Source organism: Chromobacterium vaccinii (assembly GCF_001855275.1).
GTDB classification, from domain to species: Bacteria; Pseudomonadota; Gammaproteobacteria; order Burkholderiales; family Chromobacteriaceae; genus Chromobacterium; species Chromobacterium vaccinii.
Genome location: NZ_CP017707.1, coordinates 4,293,478 through 4,318,341, shown reverse-complemented (window position 1 = coordinate 4,318,341; position 24,864 = coordinate 4,293,478). Strand labels below are relative to the sequence as shown.

23 protein-coding genes are annotated in these 24,864 nt (G+C 63.2%); 17 read left to right on the top strand and 6 right to left on the bottom strand.

Annotated features, from left to right (window positions below):
* Nucleotides 1-41: 41 nt before the first annotated feature.
* Together pflB and BKX93_RS20075 are read right to left on the bottom strand one after the other, a co-directional pair.
* On the bottom strand, nt 42-2,369 hold the full coding sequence (pflB, locus tag BKX93_RS20080) for a formate C-acetyltransferase (protein ID WP_046168155.1): 2,328 nt from the start codon (nt 2,367-2,369) through the stop codon (nt 42-44).
* Nucleotides 2,370-2,639: 270 nt separating this feature from the next.
* Nucleotides 2,640-3,422, bottom strand: coding sequence for a formate transporter FocA (locus BKX93_RS20075; RefSeq protein WP_070981047.1), 783 nt, complete (start codon nt 3,420-3,422; stop codon nt 2,640-2,642).
* Nucleotides 3,423-4,525: 1,103 nt separating this feature from the next.
* Here BKX93_RS20075 and BKX93_RS20070 point away from each other — a divergent pair.
* The 17 genes from BKX93_RS20070 to BKX93_RS19990 all read left to right on the top strand — a co-directional run bounded on the left by BKX93_RS20070 (nt 4,526) and on the right by BKX93_RS19990 (nt 21,695).
* Nucleotides 4,526-5,824 (top strand): HAAAP family serine/threonine permease, encoded by a 1,299-nt coding sequence (locus BKX93_RS20070; RefSeq protein ID WP_046157262.1) that lies wholly within the window; start codon nt 4,526-4,528, stop codon nt 5,822-5,824.
* A 66-nt stretch (nt 5,825-5,890) separates the two neighbouring features.
* Entirely contained in the window at nt 5,891-7,291 is a 1,401-nt protein-coding gene (locus BKX93_RS20065) for an L-serine ammonia-lyase (RefSeq protein ID WP_021474977.1), read from the top strand.
* 446 nt (nt 7,292-7,737) lie between these two features.
* Complete coding sequence (locus BKX93_RS20060) at nt 7,738-8,790, top strand: Gfo/Idh/MocA family protein (protein WP_046157263.1); 1,053 nt, start codon at nt 7,738-7,740, stop codon at nt 8,788-8,790.
* 17 nt (nt 8,791-8,807) lie between these two features.
* Nucleotides 8,808-9,923, top strand: a complete 1,116-nt coding sequence (locus BKX93_RS20055; RefSeq protein ID WP_070981046.1) for a DegT/DnrJ/EryC1/StrS family aminotransferase — start codon at nt 8,808-8,810, stop codon at nt 9,921-9,923.
* A complete protein-coding gene (locus tag BKX93_RS20050) occupies nt 9,920-10,435 on the top strand; it encodes an NUDIX hydrolase (RefSeq protein ID WP_046168151.1) in 516 nt (171 codons plus the stop codon). Before BKX93_RS20055 ends, BKX93_RS20050 begins: the two co-directional genes overlap by 4 nt.
* Nucleotides 10,432-11,538 carry a DegT/DnrJ/EryC1/StrS family aminotransferase gene (locus BKX93_RS20045; protein WP_070981044.1) on the top strand — a complete coding sequence of 369 codons (1,107 nt, stop codon included), beginning with the start codon at nt 10,432-10,434 and terminating at the stop codon, nt 11,536-11,538. Before BKX93_RS20050 ends, BKX93_RS20045 begins: the two co-directional genes overlap by 4 nt.
* Nucleotides 11,519-12,877 carry an NAD(P)/FAD-dependent oxidoreductase gene (locus BKX93_RS20040; protein ID WP_046168150.1) on the top strand — a complete coding sequence of 453 codons (1,359 nt, stop codon included), beginning with the start codon at nt 11,519-11,521 and terminating at the stop codon, nt 12,875-12,877. The genes BKX93_RS20045 and BKX93_RS20040 overlap by 20 nt, the downstream gene beginning before the upstream one ends.
* On the top strand, nt 12,874-13,560 hold the full coding sequence (locus tag BKX93_RS20035) for an HAD family hydrolase (protein WP_046157268.1): 687 nt from the start codon (nt 12,874-12,876) through the stop codon (nt 13,558-13,560). Before BKX93_RS20040 ends, BKX93_RS20035 begins: the two co-directional genes overlap by 4 nt.
* A complete protein-coding gene (locus tag BKX93_RS20030) occupies nt 13,557-14,666 on the top strand; it encodes a fatty acid desaturase family protein (RefSeq protein ID WP_046157269.1) in 1,110 nt (369 codons plus the stop codon). Before BKX93_RS20035 ends, BKX93_RS20030 begins: the two co-directional genes overlap by 4 nt.
* A complete protein-coding gene (mtnP, locus tag BKX93_RS20025) occupies nt 14,659-15,552 on the top strand; it encodes an S-methyl-5'-thioadenosine phosphorylase (RefSeq protein WP_070981042.1) in 894 nt (297 codons plus the stop codon). Before BKX93_RS20030 ends, mtnP begins: the two co-directional genes overlap by 8 nt.
* Before the next feature lie 13 nt (nt 15,553-15,565).
* Entirely contained in the window at nt 15,566-16,162 is a 597-nt protein-coding gene (locus BKX93_RS20020) for an NUDIX domain-containing protein (RefSeq protein ID WP_021474968.1), read from the top strand.
* A gap of 175 nt (nt 16,163-16,337) precedes the next feature.
* Nucleotides 16,338-17,516 carry an MFS transporter gene (locus BKX93_RS20015; RefSeq protein WP_070981041.1) on the top strand — a complete coding sequence of 393 codons (1,179 nt, stop codon included), beginning with the start codon at nt 16,338-16,340 and terminating at the stop codon, nt 17,514-17,516.
* Nucleotides 17,517-17,540: 24 nt separating this feature from the next.
* Nucleotides 17,541-18,233, top strand: a complete 693-nt coding sequence (locus BKX93_RS20010) for an HAD family hydrolase (protein ID WP_046158987.1) — start codon at nt 17,541-17,543, stop codon at nt 18,231-18,233.
* Nucleotides 18,230-19,201 carry a substrate-binding domain-containing protein gene (locus tag BKX93_RS20005; protein ID WP_070981040.1) on the top strand — a complete coding sequence of 324 codons (972 nt, stop codon included), beginning with the start codon at nt 18,230-18,232 and terminating at the stop codon, nt 19,199-19,201. Before BKX93_RS20010 ends, BKX93_RS20005 begins: the two co-directional genes overlap by 4 nt.
* Entirely contained in the window at nt 19,198-20,277 is a 1,080-nt protein-coding gene (locus tag BKX93_RS20000) for an aldose epimerase family protein (protein WP_046168145.1), read from the top strand. Before BKX93_RS20005 ends, BKX93_RS20000 begins: the two co-directional genes overlap by 4 nt.
* Before the next feature lie 65 nt (nt 20,278-20,342).
* Nucleotides 20,343-21,032, top strand: coding sequence for an HAD family hydrolase (locus tag BKX93_RS19995; RefSeq protein ID WP_046168144.1), 690 nt, complete (start codon nt 20,343-20,345; stop codon nt 21,030-21,032).
* Nucleotides 21,033-21,293: 261 nt separating this feature from the next.
* Complete coding sequence (locus BKX93_RS19990; RefSeq protein WP_046168143.1) at nt 21,294-21,695, top strand: MerR family transcriptional regulator; 402 nt, start codon at nt 21,294-21,296, stop codon at nt 21,693-21,695.
* A 75-nt stretch (nt 21,696-21,770) separates the two neighbouring features.
* Here BKX93_RS19990 and BKX93_RS19985 read toward each other — a convergent pair whose 3' ends face one another.
* From BKX93_RS19985 to BKX93_RS19970, 4 genes are all read right to left on the bottom strand, one after another.
* Nucleotides 21,771-22,040 (bottom strand): hypothetical protein, encoded by a 270-nt coding sequence (locus BKX93_RS19985; protein WP_046168142.1) that lies wholly within the window; start codon nt 22,038-22,040, stop codon nt 21,771-21,773.
* A 102-nt stretch (nt 22,041-22,142) separates the two neighbouring features.
* A complete protein-coding gene (locus tag BKX93_RS24875; protein ID WP_145929347.1) occupies nt 22,143-22,439 on the bottom strand; it encodes a hypothetical protein in 297 nt (98 codons plus the stop codon).
* A 70-nt stretch (nt 22,440-22,509) separates the two neighbouring features.
* Nucleotides 22,510-23,568 carry an MDR/zinc-dependent alcohol dehydrogenase-like family protein gene (locus BKX93_RS24205; protein WP_082107254.1) on the bottom strand — a complete coding sequence of 353 codons (1,059 nt, stop codon included), beginning with the start codon at nt 23,566-23,568 and terminating at the stop codon, nt 22,510-22,512.
* A 105-nt stretch (nt 23,569-23,673) separates the two neighbouring features.
* Entirely contained in the window at nt 23,674-24,852 is a 1,179-nt protein-coding gene (locus BKX93_RS19970; protein ID WP_046168139.1) for an MFS transporter, read from the bottom strand.
* Between the last annotated feature and the right edge of the window lie 12 nt (nt 24,853-24,864).

Sequence of the window (24,864 nt, the reverse complement as noted above, 5' to 3'; positions counted from 1 at the left end):
CGGGCAAGCCTTTCGGCTGCCCGCCCTACCTTCTCTTCAGCTTACATCTTGCCGTGGAAGGTGCGGTTGATCACGTCCATCTGCTGCTCGCGGGTCAGCTTGATGAAGTTCACGGCGTAGCCCGACACGCGGATGGTCAGTTGCGGGTACAGTTCCGGGTGCTCCATCGCGTCCAGCAGGGTTTCGCGCTTGAACACGTTGACGTTGACGTGGAAGCCGCCGCCGGCGATGTGGCGCTCGCCTTCGCAATCGAACGGCGTGCAGTTGGCGCTGCTGAACTCGGTCGGGTGCGCGGAGCAGAAGCCGTCCAGGCAGTTGGCCAGGTTCAGGATGCGCTCTTCTGCGGTGTGGCCCAGCGCGTCAGGCGTGGCCGAGGCGGTCCAGCTGATGCCGTCCAGCGCGGAGTCGTACGGCAGCTTGGCCACCGAGGCGCCCGCGGCGACAAAGCCCTTCACATCGCGGCCGTTCATCGGGTTGGCGCCCGGGGAGAACGGTTCGCCGGCGCGGCGGCCGTCCGGGGTGTTGCCGGTCTTCTTGCCGTACACCACGTTGGAGGTGATGGTCAGCACCGACTGGGTCGGCTTGGAATCGCGGTAGAAGTACGGCTGGGCCTTGATCTTGTCCATGAAGGACTGGGTCAGCCACACCGCGATGTCGTCCACGCGGTCGTCGTTGTTGCCGTAAGCCGGGTAGTCGCCTTCGATCTTATAGTCGACGGCCAGGCCTTCTTCATTGCGGATGATGTGAACCTTGGCGAACTTGACGGCTGACAGCGAGTCGGCGGCCACGGACAAGCCGGCGATGCCGCAAGCCATGGTGCGGATGATGTCGCGGTCGTGCAGCGCCATTTCGATGCGTTCGTAGGCGTACTTGTCGTGCATGTAGTGGATGCAGTTCAGCGCCTTGACGTAGGTGGCGGCCAGCCAGTCCATCATCTTCTCGAACTTGGGCATCAGCTCGTCGTAGGTCAGCACGTCGCTGGTGATGGGCTCGAAGCCGTGGGCCACCAGCGCGCCGCTCTTCTCGTCGCGGCCGCCGTTGATCGCGTACAGCATGGCCTTGGCCAGGTTGGCGCGGGCGCCGAAGAACTGCATCTGCTTGCCGATCTTCATCGCCGACACGCAGCAGGCGATGCCGTAGTCGTCGCCCCAGTAAGGCAGCATCAGATCATCGTTTTCGTACTGGATGGCGCTGGTGTCGATGGAAACCTTGGCGCAGAAGTTCTTGAAGCCCTGCGGGAAGCGGGTGGACCACAGCACGGTCAGGTTCGGTTCCGGCGCCGGGCCCAGGTTGTACAGGGTGTTCAGGAAACGGAAGCTGTTCTTGGTCACCAGGGTGCGGCCGTCTTCGCCCATGCCGCCGATGGATTCGGTCACCCAGGTCGGGTCGCCGGAGAACAGCTGATCGTATTCCGGGGTGCGCAGGAAGCGGACGATGCGCAGCTTGATCACCAGATCGTCGATCATTTCTTGGGCATCAGCCTCGGTCAGCGCGCCGGCGGCGATGTCGCGCTCGATGTACACGTCCAGGAAGGTGGACACGCGGCCGAAGGACATGGCGGCGCCGTTCTGTTCCTTGACGGCGGCCAGGTAGGCGAAATACACCCATTGCACCGCTTCGCGGGCGTTGGCGGCCGGGCGGCTGATGTCGTAGCCGTACTTGGCGGCCATCTGCTTCAGTTCGTCCAGGGCGCGGAATTGCTCGGACAGCTCTTCGCGCTGACGCATCACTTCGTCGGTGAAGGTGGCGTTGTCCAGCTCGTGGAACACTTGCTGGCGCTCGGCGCGCAGGAAGTCGGTGCCGTACAGGGCCACGCGGCGATAGTCGCCGATGATGCGGCCGCGGCCATAGGCGTCCGGCAGTCCAGTGATCACGCCGGACTTGCGGCAAGCCATGATTTCCGGGGTGTAGACATCGAACACGCCCTGGTTATGGCTCTTGCGATACTTTTCCCACACTTCCTTGATCATCGGGTCCAGCTTGAAGCCAAAGGCTTCCAGACCGTTCTCGACCATGCGCAGGCCGCCGTTCGGCATGATGGCGCGCTTCAGCGGCGCGTCGGTCTGCAGGCCGACGATCACTTCATTGGCCTGGTCGATGTAACCGGCGTCGTGCGCGGTGATGGAGGAGCCGCGGTCGGCGGACACGTCCAGCACGCCCTTGGCGCGTTCCTGCTTCAGCAATTCGCCCAGGGTATCCCACAGCTTCTTGGTGCGATCGGTCGCGCCAGCCAGGAAGCTGTCGTCGCCTTCGTACGGCTGATAATTCAGCTGGATGAAGTTTCGGACATCGACCTTGCTCTGCCAATCGCCTGCGGCGAAGTCGCGCCACGGGTTGGCTTGGGTAGCATTTTGAGTGATGGCGTCCATCTGGTGCCTCCTTCTTGGCTGATCCAGTAAGTGTTAGATATTGAACACATCGTACATTCGGATTCGAAAATTTCGCTTGATCTTAGTCAAGTCAGCCCCCGCTTTCGGCGCGTTTTCGATCCCGCGGCGCAACATGCCAGATGCGTCCAATGTCCTTATTTTCTCAATGGTTTATAGCAAAATCGGCGCGGTACGCCATGTACCGCGCCGACTACATTCGAAATCGAACATCCACATGCCGTCCGCCGGCCGGAATGTTTCCCTACAGCATCAGACCGTCTTCAGCGTGTGGCGTTCCAGCTGGAACACCACCAGGCCGACGCCGATGGCGCCGCCGACAATATTGCCCAGCGTGGCCGGCACCATATTATGCAGGATGTCGCCCCACTCCAGGCCGGCCATGCCCTGCAGCTTGGCCAGCGCGAAGAAGGCCATATTGGCGATGCTGTGCTCGAAACCGGAGAAGAAGAACACGAACACCAGCAACATGATGATCAGCAAGCGCGCCGCCTCGTTGGCCAGCCGCATAGGCACCCAGACCGCCAGGCAGATCACCCAGTTGCACAGCACGCCCTTCCAGAAGATCTCCAGGAAAGACGCATGCACTTTGTGTTCCACCACGCTGAACAGCAGATGGTTGGCGGGCAGCGCGCCCATGCCGCCGGCGCCGGCCAGCACGGCGACGAACAACAGCACGCCGATCAGGTTGCCGATATACACCACCGCCCAGCTGCGCAACAGATTGCAGGTGCGGCAGCGTCCGCTCAGGCGGCCGACGGTGAAATACATCACATTGCTGGTGAACAGCTCCACCTTGCAGACGATGATGCTCACCAGCGCCACGCCGAAGAAGCCGGAAGTGGCGATGTAATAGCCGGAATCGCCGGCGGCGAAGAACACCTGGCCGAGTTTCAGGCTGACCGCGAGCACGACGGCGATCAGCGCGCCGGCCATGGCGGAACTGAGCAGATAGCGGCCGGGCTCGGACAGCAGCACTTCCTGCTTGCTGGCTGCCTCGTCGACCACGTAGGCGAGAGTGGATGGGTGGCTCATTTCGTTTCGTCTCTTCAATAGTGGGTAAGCTGGCGCAGAGCGGACGCGGGCCGGGGCCGTTCGCATCCAGTGCGACTTCCCGCAAATTTTATGTTCGTTTTAGTAAATTTGTGTTTGATAACAATCAAGACTGCATCCGGTCCTGCTTAGCGCCCGCCCGGTTGACGCCAGCCAGCGCACGATCATCCCATCCATATGCAGCGGAATAGCCGCGTAGAAGATCAAGCGATTGATTTAAAAAATAATTTGGCAATATCAGCCATCGTCTCAGGCAATCTATCCACCACAGGCTTGACTTCTCGCGGCAGGCCATGGATCAAGCCCAAGCGAGACCTGGTCGCGCTCAAGTCTGAAGCTCACTAGTTTCGAAAACAATATTGTTCATTTTTGATAATTATTTTTCACAATCGAACATTTATAACAATGCCAATAGCTGTAGATAGTACTGTTTCGAACAACTTCAATCATATTCGAACAAACAGCTCAGCTTCCCCGCGCATCGCTCCACCCACCTGGCCAAATAAACTGAAAAATTTTTTAAATTCAGTACCTTGAAAATAAAAACCTCGATTGAGGCTGGCAAATAGCCCGCGCATCCGCATGCATGACAATGCCGGTTTCCATCCTGAAACTCATCCATCCAGCCTCTCAAGGGACGCAAATTTGTTGCAGAGCAATTACTCCACACGGTAATTGATGCCAAGCTTGCCTTGCAATATGCGCGAAATGTAATAAATTGGAACAATTTATGAATTAAAGCATTTTCAAGAAATTTTATGTCTCAAAATTTTAAATAATTAAAAATAATTCCAATAAAACACATAAAGCATAATGAATCAATTCCACTTTTATCCGCCAGACTGTGTTCATTTGTTCATTTGATGACAAATTTATCTTGATTAGAATCAACTGATGTTCTTAAATGTGTACCTTTCAAACTACAAAGCACTTACGATGAGCAGCAAGTCAACCGGATAGGCATCCACCGCTCGGGATCGCGCCGGTTAGAACAGCTTTCTCCCGATGGCCTGGTTTGAAAGACAAGGCTCAGGACATCGGACCTAGTAATTGCGAAATATTCGTTTTGTAAAAGGCACCTCATCATGTCTCAAGCAATAGCCTCCACCGCTCCCCGCTCCGGCTCGTCCGGATGGACCAAGCACGACACCACCTGGATGCTCGGCCTGTACGGCACCGCCATCGGCGCCGGCGTCCTGTTCCTCCCGATCAACGCCGGCATCGGCGGCCTGTGGCCACTGATGCTGATGGCCATCCTGGCCCTGCCGCTGACCTTCTTCGCCCACCGCGGCCTGACCCGCTTCGTGTTGTCCGGCAGCAAGGAAGGCGCCGACATCACCGAAGTGGTGGAAGAGCACTTCGGCATCGGCGCCGGCAAGATCATCACCCTGCTGTATTTCTTCGCGATCTACCCGATCCTGCTGATGTACAGCGTGGCCATCACCAACACGGTGCTGTCCTTCCTCAATAACCAGCTGCACATCGAAGTGGGCAACGGCATCGCCACCCGCGCGGTGTTCTCGCTGGCGCTGATCCTGGGCCTGATGTCCATCGTGCGCCTGGGCGGCCAAGTCATCGTCAAGGCGATGAGCATCCTGGTCTACCCGTTCGTGGTGGTGCTGATGCTGCTGGCGCTGTACCTGATCCCGCAATGGAGCGACACCGCCATCCGCCATGCCGGCAGCCTCTCCGACGCGGTGTCCAGCGGCGCCTTCTACAAGACGCTGTGGCTGGCCATTCCGGTGATGGTGTTCTCGTTCAACCACTCGCCGATCATCTCGTCCTTCTCCGTCGACCAGCGCAAGCTGCACGGCGATGACGCCGAGCCGGCTTCCAGCCGCGTGCTGATCCGCGCCCACACCATGATGGTGCTGACCGTGATGTTCTTCGTGTTCAGCTGCGTGTTCAGCCTGAGCCCGGCCGACCTGGCAGCCGCCAAGGCCCAGAACATCTCCATCCTGTCCTACCTGGCCAACCACTTCCAGAACCCGGTGATGGAATGGGTCGCCCCGATCATCGCCATGGTCGCCATCAGCAAGTCCTTCCTGGGCCACTACCTGGGCGCCAAGGAAGGCTTCAACGGCCTGGTGGTCAAGCAGCTGCGCCAAAGCGGCAAGACCATCGAGTCGTCCAAGCTGGACCGCTGCACAGCCGTGTTCATGATCGTGACCTGCTGGATCATCGCCACCATCAACCCGTCCATCCTGGGCATGATCGAAACCCTGGGCGGCCCGGTGATCGCGATGCTGTTGTTCCTGATGCCGATGTACGCGATCCAGAAAGTGCCGGCGATGAAGAAGTACTCCGGCGCCGCCAGCAACATCTTCGTGACGCTGATCGGCCTGATCGCCATCTCCGCCATCTTCTACGATCTGATCGCCTGATCGTAAGCAAACAGGCCGCGGATCGCGGCCTGTTCTCCTTCTGTACAGTTTCAAAGAGGTAGCATCATGTTCAGCATGAGCGACATCTACAAAATCGGCGTAGGCCCCTCCAGCTCCCACACCGTCGGCCCGATGAAGGCCGGACACCAGTTCCTCGGCGCGCTCAAGGAAACCGGCAAATTCAACCAAGTGAACCGCGTCCACGTAGACTGCTACGGCTCGCTCGCCCTCACCGGCAAGGGCCACTGCACCGACCAGGCCATCATCCTCGGCCTCGCCGGCAACCTGCCGGACACCGTGGACCCGGACACCACGGCCAGCCTGATGGCCGACGTGGAACAGACCAGCCAGCTGACGCTGGGCCGCACCCACCAGCGCGTGGCCTTCGGCATGGATTTCCACACCGCCAACCTGCCGCTGCACGAAAACGGCATGCAGATCCACGCCTACATCGGCGATGAGAAGGTTCTGACCAAGACTTACTACTCGATCGGCGGCGGCTTCATCGTCGACGAAGAGCACTTCAACCAGTCCAGCTGCAGCGACACCCCGGTGCCCTACCACTTCGTCACCGCCCAGCAACTGATGGACATGTGCGAAGAAACCGGCCTGTCCATCGCCGCGCTGGTGATGGAAAACGAAAAAGCCTTCCACGAAGTGGGCGAGGTGCAAGCGCACTTCCGCCGCGTGTGGGAAGTGATGAAGAGCAGCGTCGAGCGCGGCATGCGCACCGAAGGCAACCTGCCCGGCCCGATGCGCATTCCGCGCCGCGCGCCGGCCCTGCACCGGATGCTGACCAGCTCGCTCACCGTGGCCAAGGACCCGATGAGCGTGATGGACTGGGTCAATATGTACGCGATGGCGATGTCCGAGGAAAACGCCGCCGGCGGCCGCGTGGTGACCGCGCCCACCAACGGCGCCTGCGGCATCGTGCCGGCTGTGCTGGCCTACTACAACCACTTCATCCAGCCGCTGGACGACGACAGCTGCCTGCGCTTCTTCCTGTCCTCCGGCGCCATCGGCTGCCTGTTCAAGCTGAACGCCTCCATCTCCGGCGCCGAAGTGGGCTGCCAGGGCGAAGTGGGCGTCGCTTGTTCGATGGCCGCGGCCGGCCTGACCGAACTGATGGGCGGCAGCCCGTCCCAGGTGTGCATGGCGGCCGAAATCGCCATGGAGCACAACCTGGGCCTGACCTGCGACCCGGTGGCCGGCCAGGTGCAGATTCCCTGCATCGAGCGCAACGCCATCGCCGCGGTCAAGGCGATCAACGCAGCCCGCATGGCCATGCACCGCGTCAGCAGCCCCAAGGTGTCGCTGGACAAGGTGATCGCCGCCATGTACGAAACCGGCAAGGACATGGACGCCAAGTACCGTGAAACCTCCTGCGGCGGGCTCGCGCTGCAGATCAAGGTGGAGAACAAGGCGGTGCCCACTCAGGCCATCCGCTGGGTCGACGACGCGGCCTGACCCCCCCCCCCCCGCGAGTTCCCATCGACGCCGCCGGCTTCCCGGCGGCGTTTTTGCATGTGGCGCGAATGGCAACACCGCGCGAGCCCCGCCGCATCTGACATTCCACGCGCCCTGACCATCTCCGCCTGACAGTTCCGACTGAAACAGACCTGTCTTTTCTATCAGTATTCGCAGTCTCCCCCGCCGCCTCCGGCACATACTCGCCGCATAACCGGTCCGAAACCGTTTCCCGCAAGGCCTTCAGAGCCTCTCCGCCCGCACCGGGCGTCGCGTCCCGCGAATCCGGATGCCAACAACAAAAGCTCGCTAGTGGCTGTGTCGCTTTTCCTCATTGGGGCATGACTCCGCCATGCGCTTATCCGCGCAGGGCTGAGGCTTTTTCATCAATCCCGAGCAAGACAGGCTCGCCGCGCCCCGCGCGTGGGCCGTCATGGAGATTCACGATGAGTTTGATCAAAGTTGGCCTTGTCGGCATCGGCGCGCAAATGCAGGAAAACCTGCTGCCGTCCTTGCTGCAGATGCAGGACATACGGATCGTCGCCGCCTGCGACAGCGATCTGGAACGGGCGCGGCGCATCCACCGCTTCATCTCGGACATTCCGGTGCACGACAACGTGCCGGACATGCTGAACGAGGTCCAGCTGGACGCGGTGATCATGGCCGGCCCGCCCCAGCTGCACTTCGAAATGGGGCTGCTGGCGATGGGAAAGGGCGTCAACGTGTTCGTCGAGAAGCCGCCGTGCGCGACGCTGGAGGAGCTGGAAACGCTGATCGACGCCGCGAACCGCAGCGAAGTGGTGTCCGGCGTGGGCATGAACTTCAAGTTCGCCCGCCCGGTGCGCCAGCTGCGCGAAATGACCCAGGTGGACGAATTCGGCGAAACCCTGCACATCCAGCTCAACCACTACGCCAACAAGCCCCGCGCCCCGCTGTGGGGCCTGGATTCCACGCTGCGCTCCTTCCTGCTGGCGCAGGCGATCCATACCATAGACCTGGCCATCACCTTCGGCGACGGCGAGCTGCGCCGGGTGCAGTCCAGCGTCCAGCGCCACGAGGACGCGCTGATCGTCAAGGCCGACATGGCCTTCTCCTCCGGCGCCACCGCCAGCCTGCTGGCCGGCACCAGCTTCCCCTACTTCGAGTTCGACATGAAACTGGTCAGTTCCAGCTCCACCCTGGTGGAGCTGGACAACCTGTGGAACATCACGCTGCACGAGCCCGAACACGCGACCCGCCCCACCGGCGCAGCCAAGCGCTGGCGCGGCGCCTGGCAGCCGGGGCCGCTGGACTCCGGCTACGAGCGCAGCGGCTACCACGGCGAGCTGCACCAGTTCTTTCAGGCGATACGCGAACACCGCCGCTTCGAGGCAGACTTCGCCAGCCTGCTGCCCACTTACCGCGTGATCGAGGAAATCTGCTCCGCCGACGCCGTGGCCCAAGGCCTGCAGAACGCCCACAGCCGGATACGCACCGGCATCGAATCGCTGTCGCTGTAATCGAACAGGAGCCTTTCATGACCGAAACCATCGCCGCGGCGCAAACCGCCGACCGCGTGATCTCCGACAAATACCGTCCGCAGTACCCGGACGACCTTCCCGCGCTGGAGCGGGCGCTGCGCGGCGCGCTGTCCGGCACCAGCGACACCGTGGCCGCCTACGAGCAGGCGCTGGCCGGCTGGTTCGGCGCCGCCGAAGCCGTCGCCCTGTCCTCAGGCGGCGCTGCGGTCAGCGTGGCGCTGCACGCCGCCGGCGTGCGGCCGGGCGACGACGTGCTGCTGACGCCCAGCTGCCCGTTGTGCACCGTCTACCCCATCATCGCCGCCGGCGCCAACCCCGTGTTCGTCGATACCCGCGCCCACGGCTTCGGCGCCGACCCCGACTCGGTGCGCGACCGCGTCTCCCCCCGCGCCGTCGCGCTGATCGACATCCCGATGTGGGGCTATCCCACCGAGGTGGACGAACTGCGCGAACTGGCCGACTCGCTGGACCTGAAGCTGATCCTGGACCTGGCCCACTCGCACGGCAGCACGCTGCACGGCAAGCACCTGTCCGCCTACGGCCACCTGTCCTGCTTCAGCACCCACGAGCGCAAGCCGCTGGCCACCGGAGAAGGCGGCTTCGTGCTGACCGACGACGCCGAGCTAGCCGAACGCTGCCGCTCCTACAGCCGCTTCGGCAACCTCAACGGCGCGGATTTCGGCCTCAACTACAAGCTGGCCGCGCTGCCGGCGGCGCTGGGCCACAGCCGGCTGGACAAGCTTTCCGAACAGATAGACTGCCGGCGGACCCACGCCCGCCGCCTGCTGCAGCGGCTGCGCCATCCCCAGGTGCGGGAAAAACGAATCATCGAAGGCGGCAATCCCAACTACTACTTCCTCAATCTGGAGCTGGGCTTCGCCGACAACCGCGCCTTCATCGACTACCTGGACGCCCGCGGCATCCCATCCGACATCAAGCGCTACGGCTGCCAGGCGCTGTACCGCTTCCCCGCGCTGGCCGAATACCGCCTCGACTGCCCGAACGCCGAGGCGCTGCTCTCCGGCATGACCACGCTGCCCGTGCACCCCGCGCTGAGCGAAGCGGAGCTGGACTACATGGCCGACGTCATCAACGGATACCAGGCGCCATGATCACCGACCGCGCGATGCAGCGCGCCGGGCTGGAGCGGCATTTCACCTCTTCGGCCTTCGTGCTCAACCCCCACCATGAAGTGCTGCTGCTGCGCCACCGCAAGCTCGGCGTCTGGCTGTACCCGGGCGGCCACGTCGAACAACACGAAACGCCGGACGAGGCGGCGCTGCGCGAGGTGCGGGAGGAAACCGGCATCCACGCCAGGCTGCTGGGCGAGCGCGACATAGCGCTGGAGGACGAAGAAGCCGACGTCTCCGCGCTGCACCTTCCGTACCGGGTGCTGTGCGAGTACATCGCCGATCCCAAAACCCCGCACTACCACCTGGACCTGATCTACCTGTGCGCCACTCCCGAGCGGCGCTGTCCGCCGGGCCGGGAGGCGGCGGAGGTCGGCTTCTTCCCGCGCGAGCGCCTGGAGCAGCTGCCGATGTTCGCCAATTTCCGCCGCATGCTGGAGCGTCTGTACGACGACGATGCAGTGTGGCAGGCGGTACAGCAGGGAGTCCGATGATGAGCACGATTGCGCTGGAAACGCGCCATATCGCCGAAACCTGCATCCACGACGCGCCGGACGATGACGCCGAGCTGGCGCGCGCGCTGCGCGGCGGCCTGTCCGGCACCGCCGACATCGTCGCCGAGTACGAAGCGGCGCTGGGCAGCCTGTACGGCCTGCCGCACGTGATCGCCGTCTCCTCTGGCGCCGCCTCGGTCCACGCCGCGTTGGCCGGCGTCGATTTCGCGCCCGGCGACGAAGTGGTGCTGGCGCCCACCTGCCCGATCTGCACCGTGCTGCCCATCCTGGCCCAAGGATTGGTGCCGGTGTTCTGCGATGTGGCGCCCGACAGCTTCGGCCTGGACCCGGACGATCTCCAACGCTGCCTGGGGCCGCGCACCCGCGCGGTGATCGAGGTGCCGATGTGGGGCTATCCCATTCCCTCTGACCGGACCTGGACGTTGCTGCGCGAACGCGGCATCCCGCTGATCCAGGACTTGGCCCATTGTCACCTGACCCGGCTGAACGGCGACTGGCTGGCGCGCATCGGCGACATCTGCTGCTTCAGCACCCATGACTGCAAATTCATGTCCACCGGCGAAGGCGGCTTCGTCATGACCGCCGATCCGCGCCGGGCCGAGCGCATCCGCGCCTACACCCGCTTCGGCAACCTCACCGGCCAGAGCGTGGGCATCAATCTGAAGCTGGGCGGCCTGCAGGCGGCATTGGGGCTGGCGCGCAGCCGCCAACTGGCCCGGCATCTCGACATCCGCCTGAGCAACCGCGAACGGCTGCTGGCCGCGCTGGACAACCCGGCGCTGCGCGAATTGCCGCTGCCATCGCATGGCCAGGCCAATGGCTACGCGCTGCTGCTGCAGGCGGTGGGCCACGATGGACGGCAACTGGTGCGCTACCAGATGTCACGCGGCATCCCGTCCGATATCGGCAAGTACGACAACCAGCCGCTGTATCAGCTGCCGCTGCTGGAACGCTACCGCCGCGACTGCCCCAACGCTGCCCGGCTGCTGCGCTCGCTGACCACGGTGCCGCTGCATCCCGACCTGACCGGCGAAGACCTCGATTACATCGCGAGGACATTGAATGACTATGCCCAGAATTGAAAACGGCCACGCGGTGGTGCTTGGCGGCAGCATCGCCGGCTGCCTGGCCGCCGCCGCGCTGGCCCGCCGCTACGCCCGCGTCACCATTGTGGAGAAAAGCGATTTCCACGATGAAACCGGCGCGCGTCAAAGCGTGCCGCAAGAACACCACGTCCATCTGCTCTTGCAGCGTGGCAAAGAGATCATGGAAGCCATCTTCCCCGGTTTCCTGTCGGAGCTGGAACAGGCCGGCGCGTTGGTCGCCGACCTGGGCCACGACGTCAAGTGGTACCAGGCCGGGCGCTGGAAAAACCGCTACCGCTGCGGAATCCACGCCCATTACTGCAGCCGCCGGCTGATCGACACCCATCTGCGCCGCCGCGTCTCGCGGCTGCCTCAGATCACGGTGTTGTCGCGCACCCAGATGGAAGGGGTGGATTTCCGCCGCGACGGCGACAAGCTGGCAGTCGCCGGCGTCCGGCTGCGCAACGACGACCACGCCTGGACGCTGGACGCCGACGCGCTGGTGGACGCCAGCGGCCGGGGCACCCGCCTGCCCGGCTGGCTGGAAACCGCCGGTTTCGGCGCGGTGGAAAAAAGCATGGTGAAAACCGATCTCGGCTACGCGTCGCGCATCTACCGGCGCCGCCCCGAGTTCGCCAGCCAATGGAAGGTATTGCTGGTGCTGGCCACGCCGCCGCATCAACGCGCGATGGGCGTGATCAGCCCGATAGAAGGCGACCGCTGGATGGTGACCACCGGCGGCTGGTTCGGCCAATACCCGGACCGCGACCCGAACGCCTTCCTGAAAGCGCTGGCCGCGCTGCCCATGCCGGACATCCATCAGGTGATACAGGACGCCGAGCCGCTGTCCGATGTGTCGGTATTCCGCATGCCCGGCAGCCTGCGCCGCCATTACGACCAGCTGCCGCGCTGGCCGGACGGCCTGCTGGTGGTCGGCGACGCGCTGGGCAGCATGAATCCGCTGTACAGCCAGGGCATGACGCTATGCGCGCTGGAAGCCGAATGCCTTGGCCAGAACCTGGACGCGCTGCTGGCCGGCGGGCTGGGCTTCCAGGAGCTGCAGGAAAAGCTGTGCCGGGTGCTGGACCCCGCCTGGCAGATGGCGGTCACCGAAGACCTGCGCTTCCCGGAAACCGAGGGCGAACGCGACTGGCGCACCCGTTTCCTGCACTGGTACGGCGCCGGACTGACCCGGCTGTCCGCCTACCACCGCGGCGCGCTGGAAGCCCAGATCGGCGTCAGCAACCTGATCGCCAGCCCGTCCCGGCTGTACGCGCCGCCCATCGCCGCGCGCATCGTGCTTGGCTCGCTGCGGCCCGGCGGAGGCCATCCATGAGCGCGGCATCATGGCTGGCTGGAGTGCGCCACCTGGTATTCGACTGGAACGGCACGCTGATCGACGACATTGATCTTGCGGTGGCGTCGGTAAACCGCTGCTGCGCGCGCTTCGGCGCGGAACCGGTCACGCGCGAGCGCTACCGGCGCGAGTTCGGCTTCCCGATCGCCGAGTTCTACGCGCGGCTCGGCTTCGACTTCAACCGACATCCGTTCGCCGACATCGTCACCATCTACCTCGAGCATTTCGACGCCCACGTCGCGCGCTGTCGGATGCACGACGGCGTCGCGGAACTGCTGGAACTCGCCGCCTCCCGCGGCATCGGCGCCTCGGTGCTGTCGGCGTCGCAAAGCAACGTGCTGTTGCGCACGCTGGACGCCAAGCGGCTGCTTGGCAGCTTCCAGCACGTGGTCGGCCTGGACCACACCCACGCCTCGGGCAAGCTGGATGAAGCCCGGGCATTGCAATCCCGGCTGGCGCTGCCGCCGGCAGATACGCTGTTCATCGGCGACACGCTGCACGACTGCGAGGTGGCGCGGCAGGTGGGCTGGCGCGCGCTGCTGGTGGAAACCGGCCATCAAGACCGAGCAAGGCTGGACGAATCCGACGCGCCCGTCTGCTCCAGCCTGTCGGAGCTGCTGCCGGTGTTGTCCGCGCTGGCCGCGGCGGGAGAACCCTCATGAATTCCTTCTACCCCCTGCTGGTGGTGTTGGCCGCCTCGCTGGCGATGCGCGGCATGGTCCATTTCTATTACCGCGACAGCGGGCCGGTGATGCGCAGGCTGCGCTTGCTGCCGCGCATCAACGACAATCCGGAAACCTATTATCGTCCTCTAGACAATTGGCTCGCGCCGCTGCCCTTCGTCTGGACCTGGCTGGACATCGTGGCGGCGGTGATGGCGGCCGCGCTGGCCGACTCCGCCGTGGGCTGGGCGCTGGTGACGCTGTGGAGCGGCGGCCGCATGCGCGCGCTGCAGGAGTTCGGCCACAACGCCGTCCACTTCGCGCTGTGCCCGTCCCATGCCTGGCAATGGTGGCTGAGCGACATCTTCTACCAGTTCCCGGTGTTCAAGCGCGACATGCATAGCCGCCACAGAACCCATGGCGACCACCACCGCAAGCCCAACCACCCGGAACTGGACCCCAACCGCGCCCGGGTGTTCGCCGGCGGCTATCTGGCCGGCCTGTCGGACGCCGCCTTCCTTGCCCGCCTGCTGTACCCGCTGTGGCCCGCCGGCTTTTGGAACAATCTCAGCACGATGACCCGCAACAGCCTGCTCAACCATTCAAAAACCACGGCGCTAGCCCGCTGCGCGACGCTGCTGACGACCGGCGCGCTGCTGTACTGGGTCGGAGGCTGGGCGGGCGTGGCCTTCGGCTGGCTGCTGCCGTTGTTCACCTCCTACCCGGTGTTCGCCTGGGTGTCGCTGCTGGCCGAGCACCGCTGGTTCATGCCCGGCTTCCCGCAGGAGCGGCTGGAGCTGGAATACCTGATGGGCCGCCCCACCGATTACTTCGGCGTCAGCGGCTGGCTGGTGCGAGTGTTCATCGCCCCCACTTCGGACGCCTACCATCTCGTCCACTCCTTGTATCCCGGCGTGCGCTGGAACTACCTGCCGGCGATAGACCGACACCTGAAAATCCACGATCCGCGCTACACCGAGCATGCCAGCGAGGGCCTGCTGCGCTGTCGCGGCAACGCGCCGTCGGCGCTGTCCGAACTGCGCGAACGGCTGGTGGCTCCGCCGCTGGCCGGCCGCCTCTCCACCCAAGGAATCCACCATGACTGAATCCCATCCGGCCCGCATCGGCATCATAGGCGGCAGCGGCTTCCAGCGGCTGCTGGGCTTGACCGACGCCAGCGCCCACCATTGCGCCACCGCCTTCGGCGCGCCGTCCTCGCCAGTGGTCACCGGCTATCTGGGCGGCGTGCCGGTCGCCTTCCTGCAGCGCCATGGCCCGGGCCACTCGATCCCGCCCGCGTCCATCAACGTCAAGGCCAATATCGCCGCGCTGCGCAGCGTGGGCTGCACCCAGATCCTGTCGATGAGCGCGGTGGGCAGCCTGCGCGAGGACGTGCCGCCCGGCCATTTCGTGCTGGTCGACCAGTTCATCGACCGCACGCTGATGCGCGACAAGACATTCTTCGGCCCCGGCCTGGTCGGCCACGTGCCCTTCGGCGACCCGGTCTGCGGCCGCATGCGCGAAGCGCTGGCCGACAGCGCCGCCGTTGCCAGGGTGCCGGCGCGCGACGGCGGCACCTATGTGGTGATGGAGGGACCGCAATTCTCCACTCGCGCCGAGTCCCGGCTTTACCGCCAGTGGGACGGCACCGTGATAGGCATGACGGCGATGCCGGAAGCCAAGCTCGCCCGCGAAGCCGAGTTGTGCTACGCGCTGGTGGCCATCCCCACCGACTATGACTGTTGGTTCGAATCGCAAGAACCAGTCAACGCCGCGCTGGTGGCGGAACGGATGGCCGAAATCGGCGACAGCGCGCGCCGGCTGGTGGGAGAAGCGGTGCAGCGCCTGGGCCGCCACGGCGGCGCCTGCCGCTGCGGCTGCGACCGCGCGCTGGACACCGCCATCATGACCGCGCCCGAACAGCGCGACCCCGCCATGCTGGCGCGGCTGCTGACCGTGGCGCCGAATGCAAACCGATTGACGAACAAGTAAAAGGAAACGCTGCATGAGCAATACCACCGCGACCCGGGAAAGGGTGCGCATCCAACGCGTGGAAGTGCTGTCCGATGACTGGTACGTGCTGCGCAAGACCACCTTCGACTACCTGCGCCGCGACGGCAGCTGGCAGACGCTGTCGCGCGAAACCTACGACCGCGGCAACGGCGCGGTGATCCTGCTGTACAACCGCTCCCGCCGCACGGTGATCCTCACCCGCCAGTTCCGCTTCCCCGCCTTCGTCAACGGCCACGACGGCATGCTGATCGAGGCATGCGCCGGCCTGCTGGATCAGGATGACGCTGAAACCTGCATCCGCCGCGAAACCGAAGAGGAGACCGGCTACCGGATAGACAATGTGCGCAAGGTATTCGAGGCCTTCATGAGCCCCGGATCCGTCACCGAGAAACTGTTCTTCTTCGTCGGCGAATACCATCCCCGCGACAAAGTGGGGGATGGCGGCGGCGTGGAGGAGGACGGCGAGGAGCTGGAGGTGCTGGAACTGCCGTTGCAGCAGGCGTTGGCGATGGTGGACTGCGGCGATATCGCCGATGGCAAGACCATCATGCTGCTGCAATACGCGCAATTGCACCGGCTGCTGGATTAAGACAGGCAGGAACCACCGCGGCGGGGGGGTTGAGGCCCCCAAGCCGCCCGCTGCGGACCGTGTCGAAACACAAGCGGCGAGGCCTCCGGCCACCGCCGGCGGCACAGGGATCTGCCATCCGCCAGGCGCGGCATGCGTTCAGATGCCCCCACCCCACACCTCAGGATCAACCGCGATGACAGACAGTCCCCGATCCACCCGGCCATTCCGCCGCGACGGACCCACCTGGTTCCTCTATCTGGTGCTGGCCGTGTTCGGCTTCCAGCAGTCGGTGCTGGGCTCCACCCTGCCCTTCCTGCGCGCCGAGTTCGGCTACGATCCCATCCAGGTCGGCTGGCATTTCACCAGCTACGCCGGCGGCCTGGTCGCGTCCGGCCTGCTGGGGGGCTGGCTGCTGCCCAGGCTGGGCCTCGGCCCGCTGATCCGCGGCGCGGCGGTCGCCATGGTGCTGGCCGTGTTGTCCATCGCCCAGGCGCGCGGCTTCGCCGGCACGCTGGCCGCGGCCATCGCCATGGGCTTGACCGGCGGCGTGCTGCAATCGGCGGTGCAGGCCGGCCTGGCCTGGCATCAGGCAGAACACCGCGACATGGCGATGGTGGAAGCCTTCATCTTCGCCGGCGCCGGCGTGTTTTCCGGCCCGCTGCTGGTCGGCCAGCTGGCCGCGGCCGGCATTCCATGGCGCTGGACGCTGCTGGCGGCCGCGCTGGCCCTGGCGCTGGTGCTGCCCCTGCCTGCGCCCGCCGGCCGTCCGGCGCCGGCAGCCGCGTCGAGCAAGCCCTCGCGCGGCGGCGTGCCGCTGGCGGTGGCCTTGTGCTGGGGCTCGGTGCTGCTGGGCATCGGCGCGGAATGGGGCATAGGCTTCTGGGGCGCGCAGTTCCTGGAAAGCCGGCTGGGCCTGGGGCCGGCGCAGGCGGTGAGCCTGATGTCGGTCTTCTTCGGCGGCACCGTGTTCGGCCGCATCGTCTCCAGCCGGCTGTTGGCCCGGTTCGACGGCCGCAACATGCTGATGGCGGTGATCCTGCTGGGCGGCGGCGCCATTCTCGCGCTGTGGGCCAGCACGCTGCCGTCCGCCACCATCGCCGCGCTGGCCTTGGCCGGCATGTGTCTGGGCAATTTCTTCCCGCTGCTGATCAGCAACGCGATCCGGCTGGAGCCCGACCACGTCGGCCTGATCTCGGTGGGGGCCACCCAGGCGGTGGGCGTTTCCCTGCTGGTGGTTCCCATCGCATTGGGCTATATCGGCCAAGTGGCCGGCCTCGTCAATGCGATCGGCATGCTGGTTATTCTGCCCCTGCTGATGGCCGCGGCCTGCCTGGCCGCCGGCTATCGCCATGCGCTGCCGCACAAAGCCTGAGACTTGAGCAAAAGGAGAACAATGATGAGCCAAGCCGACTTCACGCTGCTGTTCGATCTGGACGGCACCCTGGTGGACACCGATATCCTGCACTTCGGCGCCTACCAGACGCTGCTTGCCGATCACAAACGCAGCATCACCATGCAGATCTACAAAGAGCGGATCATGGGCGCGCCCAACGACGCGATCATGCGCGAGCTGTTTCCCGACCTGTCCCTGGACTCCCACCGCCGGCTGGCCGAGCGCAAGGAGGAACTGTTCCGCGCCGCCATCGGCAAACTGGAGCCCACTCCCGGCGCGCTGGCGCTGTTCGAATGGGCGGAAGCCCGCCGCGTGCCGATCGCCATCGTCACCAACGCGCCCCGCATCAACGCCGAGCGCATGCTGGCCGGGCTGGAGCTGCTAGGTAGGATAGACGCGCTGGTGATAGGCGAGGAGCTGCCGCGCGGCAAGCCGGACCCGCTGCCTTACCTGACCGGGCTTCAGCGTCTGGGTGGACGCGCCGAGCGCGCGCTGGCCTTCGAGGACTCGCTGTCCGGCGCGCGCGCCGCCAGCGCCGCCGGCATCCATACCTTCGGCATCGGCACCTCGTTGCCCGCCGCGTCGCTGCTTGACGCCGGCGCCGACGAGGTGATCGCCGACTTCACCGCCGCCGAGCTATGGCGGCGGCTGGACGCGCTGGAGCTCGGCGCGGAGGCTGAGGAGTCCGGCGCATGAACCCGTCCGTTCCTCCGGCGGGGCTGCCCGCCGACGCCGTCCGCATCGAAGCCGCCACTGGCAGCGGCGCGGGCGGGCATCTGGTGGCTTACAGCTCCTTCGAGCCCTATGAGCTGGCCGACTACCTCGAAGCGCTGAGCCGCCTGCTGCCCGATGTCGCCATCACAGTGTGGCGCATGCCCACCTCCAGCCTGACCGCCTTTCTGCTGTCCGACCCCGAGGGCGACCTGGTGCTGGGCTGGGCCGACACCGCCGCGCAGAGTCCCGGCATCGCCGCCCGCATCGCGCCGCCGGCGGCCGGCGGCTGCGACGCCGACGGTTTCTACCGTCCCACCGGCTTTTCTCTGGCTTTCGTCGCCGATCCCGCGCTATTGCAAGCGCGCGGCGCCGAGCCGCCGACGCGCTGGTCCGATCTGGCCGCGCCGGCGCTTCGCCAGGCGCTGCTATTCCCCGACCCCCGCCGCTCCGGCGCCGGCTACCTGGCCTTGACCACCATCCTTCAATATTACGGGCCGGAAGACGGCTGGCGGCTGATGGTAGAGATAGACCGCAACGTGATCGACTACCCCGGCTCGGCCTGGGAGCCGGCGGCCCGCGTCGGCCAAAACGGCGCGGCGCTGGGCATCACCGTGCGGGTGGCCGCCCGCCGCCGGCTGAGCGACAACCCCGCATTGATCCAGGCTCTGCCCCAGGACGCGATAGGCGCGGAAGCGGAAGTCTACGGCGTCCTCGCCGGCAGCAAGCAGCAAGCGCTGGCGCGAAGGGCGCTGGACTGGGTGATGTCAGATGAAGCCGCCGACCTGTTCCGCCATCACGCCAAGCTATTGCTGCGCGGCGAACGCGATCCCGCCTTGTTTCCCATCAATCCGGAGCGGGCCAGCCGCGAGCGGCCCGCCGTTCTGCAACGCTTCGACGCGCTGATGCGGCTGCGCGCCGTCCGCGCGCCCAAATCGGAGGCCACCCCATGATCACCCGCGCCGCATTCGGCATCCTGCCCGGCGGAGAAGTCGTCGAAAAGATAGAGCTGGCGCTGAGCAACGGCGTCAGCGCCGCCATCCTGTCCTGGGGCGCCACGCTGCAGTCGCTGCGCTGCCCTGACCGGCACGGCCGTTTCGACTCGGTGGTGCTGGGCTACACCCGGCTGGACGATTACCGGCAGGCCGGCGGCCGCCTGGGCGCCACCATGGGCCGCTACGCCAACCGGATCGAAAACGGCCGCTTCCAGCTTGACGGCCAGTGGCATCAGGTGGATCAGAACGAAGGCCCCCATGCGATACACGGCGGACCGGAAGGCTTCGACCGCCGCCTGTGGCAAGTGGCCGCCGTGGCCGACCTCCCCGACCGGCCCGAAGTGCTGCTGCGGCTGGAAAGCCCGGACGGCGACCAAGGCTTTCCCGGCAAGCTGATCCTGACCGTCAGCTACGCGCTGAAACCGCCGGGCGATCTGGTGATCAGCTACGAAGCGAGCTGCGACCGGCCCACCGTGTTCAACACCACCAACCACGCCTATTTCAACCTGGCGGGCGAAGGCAGCGGCAGCGCGCTGGACCACAGGCTGGCCATCTTGGCCGACCACTTCCTGCCAGTGACGGAAGAGCTGATTCCCACCGGCGAGATCCGCGGCGTGCAGGACACGGTGTTCGATTTCCGCGACCCCAAGCCGCTGGGGCGGGACATACGTTCCGACGACGCGCAAATCCGCCTGGGCCGGGGCTACGACCATTGCTACGTGCTGTCGCGCGACGGCGCCGGACCCTATCCCAGGCTGGCCGCTCGGGCGATGGAGGACGGCAGCGGGCGCCAGCTGGATGTGCTCACCACCGAGCCCGGCCTGCAGCTGCACAGCGGCAATGTGCTCACCGGCCGCTACCATGGCGCGTCCGGTCGCGCTTACCGGCAATCAGACGGTTTCTGTCTGGAGGCCCAGCACTTCCCCAACGCGCCCAACGTCTCCCACTTCCCCAGCGTCGCCTTGCGGCCGGAGCAGCCGTACCGCAGCACCACCATCTACCGACTGGGCATCGCGCCATCCCGCCAGACGTAAACCGCCGGGCGGCGAAGCGGCGGCTTGCCCGGCGGCGGCAGGCCGCCTACCATGAGCGCGGGACAATGAAACAAACCGCCATGCGCCAAGCCGACTTCACCCTGCTGTTCGATCTGGACGGCACCCTGACCGACACCGACGAACTCCACTTTCACGCCTTCCGCGCGCTACTGGCCGAACATGGCCGGGAGCTGGACCACGACAGCTATCTGCGGCACGTCCACGGTTCCACCAACGAAGCCATCATGCGGGCGCTGCTGCCGGACATCCCTGAACGGCACCAGGAACTGGCCGAGCGCAAGGAAAAGCTGTTCCGCGCCTCGGCCAGCCGATTGCGGCCCACGCCGGGCGCGCTGCGGCTGTTCGACTGGGCGCAAGCCAACGGCGCGGCCATCGCCATCGTCACCAACGCGCCGCGCGCCAATGCCGAGCTGATGCTGGATCGCCTGGGCCTCGCCTCCCGAGTGGACGCGCTGGTGATTGGCGACGAGCTGGCTTACGGCAAGCCCCACCCCCTGCCCTATCTCGCCGGCCTGGCCCGGCTGGGCGGACGCGCCGAGCGCGCCTGCGCCTTCGAAGACTCGCCGTCCGGCATCCGCGCCGCCAGACAGGCCGGGCTGCATACCTTCGCCATCGCCGGCATGCTGCCAGAGGCCGCGCTGCGCGAAGCCGGCGCCGACGCCGTCATCGCCGATTTCAACGCTTCCGAACTGTGGCGCTGGCTGAATGCCTCAAGCGCCGGCCTATCCATTTAGCCCGGATCTGCGCGCCGGGTACTGTTAAATATCCCAGTCTGCCCCGCGGCAGCCTGGGCCCGCCCCGCCATGCTCTCCCGGCCATTTCCCTCCCTGCCATCACATGTCTGTCAGAAGCCAGCCATGCAAAACCCGCCCAATTAATGACAAAAGAGAATTGAAAAATAGATATTAACCATTCAGAATTTACGAAGAGAAATAACCGCCTCCTCTTCCAGATAAGGGATGCGTGCTTCCCACCCCCACCGTCATGGAAAATCGATGAGAATCAGCGAACTAGCCGAAAAAACCGGCATCAGCCCGCGCATGCTGCGTTACTACGAACAGCAAGGCCTAATCCATCCCCTGCGCACTCAAGCCGGATACCGTCAATACGGCGACAAGGAAATCTGGATTCTGCAAAGCATCAAGATGCTGCAACAGGCCGGGCTCACTCTCAATGTGATACGACCGCTGATGTCTTGCATCACCAGCCAAACCGTCCGCTTCTCCCCCTGCCCGCAGGTTCTCGCCAAGCTTCGCGAGGAACACGTAAAAATCACGCAAACCATCGCCAAGCTGTCCCAGGCACTGGGCATACTCGAAACCTATCTAAAAGAAGCCGAACAATTCGCCACGAATGATGAGGTGGTGGATGCTCAGAGCACTTTCAAAGCCTCGTGAGCTAGAGCGAGACAAGGCGAAAACGGCTGAAGAGACGGAATACGCATACGATGCATAAGCATCCCGAAACGGTTTTCAACATCGTATCGCCGACGCGCAACAGGCATTGAACAGGCTCTCAGCTTGCTCGACGGACTCCACCCTTCTGGCAGCCAGGTCAATTGCAACTTGAGTCCAGAAACAGGCGTTGAATTTTGGCTCGGACATCGGCTTGGATGGTTTCTCCGACACGGAACCGCTGGCCATCCATCGAGCGCTCAGCGCTTTGAGCTTGTCAGCTTTCAGGACGATCCGCCCGCGATTGGCACTCATCTCGCTTTTGCCCGCGGTCAAAGCCAACATCATCCAACACATTTTTTCCACCCCATCGACAGCGGATCGGCCAGCATCGCCTCCACCTCTGCCACCGTCACGCTTTCAGCCATCCCGCATGGCATGGCAGCTGGATCAAGCGCCTGACTCGAAATGAGCTTTCATACTGAAATTCCATTGATCGCCCTGTTCGATCTGGCGTAATCGCTGAGCATGGCCATCCTTGGTTTTTTTTGAATTGGCCGCATGAATCAAGAAGCCGCCAACGATGGCGCCTTGCTGCGGCAATAGGCTTTCTCGACCCAGCGTTGCTTGATGGCTGCAAAAAGGACGCGGGTCGAGTGAGGCTTGCAGGGAAGATTGACAAAGCGATGGGAAGGCCCAGGCCTGTTCAGACCTTCCCCAAGGACTCAAAACAAACAGCGCAAACATGGTTTTCCACAAATCTTCGCCTAGCGAAGATTGGCACGAAATTCATTCCGGATATGCCATTCCGGTCTAGCTATGTTCTTACAACCACCTTGCCCGGATAGTCCTTCCCCCCCGATGCCATGCCCATGACAAGCTCGGCAAAGCCATCCAAGTCAACCTCTTCCGAAACAATTCTATCGAGTGGAAAGTGGTCAGGATAATCCGCGCGAAGACGAAAACTTTCTTCATAATCCTCTTTGTAGCAGCCATAAGCTCCACAAATATGCAACTCTTTTTCCTGATATTTTGCCAACTGAATACGCTCGCGCCTGCGGACAGTATCTATATCTACCTGGCTCGTCAGGAATTTATCACCCTCACGCGTCCCTCCGTAAATCAGCAGCGTGCCTCCATTCCTGGCCAGATCGGCGGCAATTCTCTGTATTTCTGGGGTCACAATAGTTGATACGACCATTACGATATCAAAAGTATTTTGGCAAGCATCCACATCATCGAGAGAAAACAGCTCCTCCTCGGTGAAAAGCTGCTGGTCTAACGCGAAATCACGCCTCACCTTGCCGCGATTGAATATTCCTACAGATGCTCCAAGATGTTTTGCATACAAAGCAAACATGATGCCTGAACAACCTGCTCCGATGATGCCTATTTTTTTTCCCACCAAATTAGACAGCTTGGAAAATTCCAACAATTTTCGTGTCGCATGGACTATGCAGGCCATCGGTTCGGGCATCCAGATATTGCGAGCGATATCATGTTCTGGCACGCGAATGAAAGCTTGATCCAGTTGCTCACTCGAACCATGCACGAATACATATTCAGCGAATCCAGTAGTACGATCAGGAGTGATATTGGGATTGAATGTAACAAGCTCTCCCACCTGAAAACCACTGCGAGCGCCGGCAAAAACTACCGGCCCCACCAACTCATGGCCAAATATGGGGCCTCGGTCTGTCGGGATGTCTCGCGAACCGATAACCTCCTTAACATCCGCCCGGCATACCCCTATATGATCAGGTCGAACCACAACCGTGCCCTCGCTAAGTAGATGGTGCGGAAATTTTTTGGTAACGATACTCACTCTGCCATTTTCCAGCTCTGCCGTTTGATAAGCATTCGGTAAGTCAGACATGCCCGCTCCTGAATTCAGAGTTATTGATTTTCTTGCGGCATGCCCTCTTGCTAGATGGCATGCCGCAGATGTATTTTTAACTAGGTGTGCAATCCATTTATCTTTTTAAGACTCCAGAGCCTGGACTAGAGGCTGGCGGCTAAAGTGCCATGAGACAAGAGTAATCGCCAAGCTGATGGCAGCCAGCCCGGCAGCGGCTAATGGAACGGCACGAATGCCGAACCCGAAATCAAGAACCGCGCCCCCCATCCATGCGCCCAGTCCATTCCCTAAGTTGAACGCCGAGACATTAACCGACAGCGCCAGCGTCGGTGCGGCAACGGCCAAGGATTGAATGCGAGCTTGCAGCGATGGAATGATAGAGAATCCAACTGCCCCAAAAATAAACAACGTAATAGCCGAAAGCACTGGCACGGTGCTGGTCATCCAGAATACAGCGAGAACAAACACCAGGCTGCTCAAAACCGTAGTGACGCCACGCATAACATGCCTATCTGCAAGACGACCACCAGCAAAGTTGCCAAGAATGGCGCCAATGCCAAAAACAACCAACAATGCTGAAATAGCTGAAGGGGTAAAATGGCTGACATCCATCAACAGGGGCACGATATAAGTAGAGGCCGTGAAGACCGCGCCTTGCGCCAAAACAGTGGTAATGACAGCAAATACCAGCATCGGATTAGTGAGCGCGCTGAGCTCGCGGCGCACGGTGCCAGGTTTCGATTGTTCAGCTTGCGGCAATTTTGAAGGCATGAACATGGCGATCAAAGCTACAGAAATAGCAGCAATGGCTACAATCGCAAGAAACGTCGCCCGCCAACCCAAGTTCTGACCGATAAATGTTCCTAACGGTCCGCCCAATGCATTAGCCAAATTAAAGCCCAAAGCTATTTTTGCCATTGCAGAACCTTGTTTATTGGCAGGAGATAACGCCACTGCAAGGCTAAATGCAACCGCCACGAATGTACCATGACTGATCGAAGCCAAAATCCGCGCCGCCATTAACATCTGGTAATTTGGCGCCAATACTGCCCAAATATTGCCCAAGATGAAAGGGACCATCAAGCCCAGCACCAATGTTTTCCGGGGTATGCGCGTTGTAAGCAGAGTAACAAATGGGCCAATGATTGTTACACCCAGCGCATAGCCTGTAACTAACAGACCCGCATTGGGCAATGATACGGAAAGATCAGATGCCACAATTGGCAAAAGTCCTGAAATGACAATTTCTGCTGTCCCAAGGCAGAACACGCCTAACATCAGAGCAAACAGCGTGACAGGCATAAAAATCTCCTA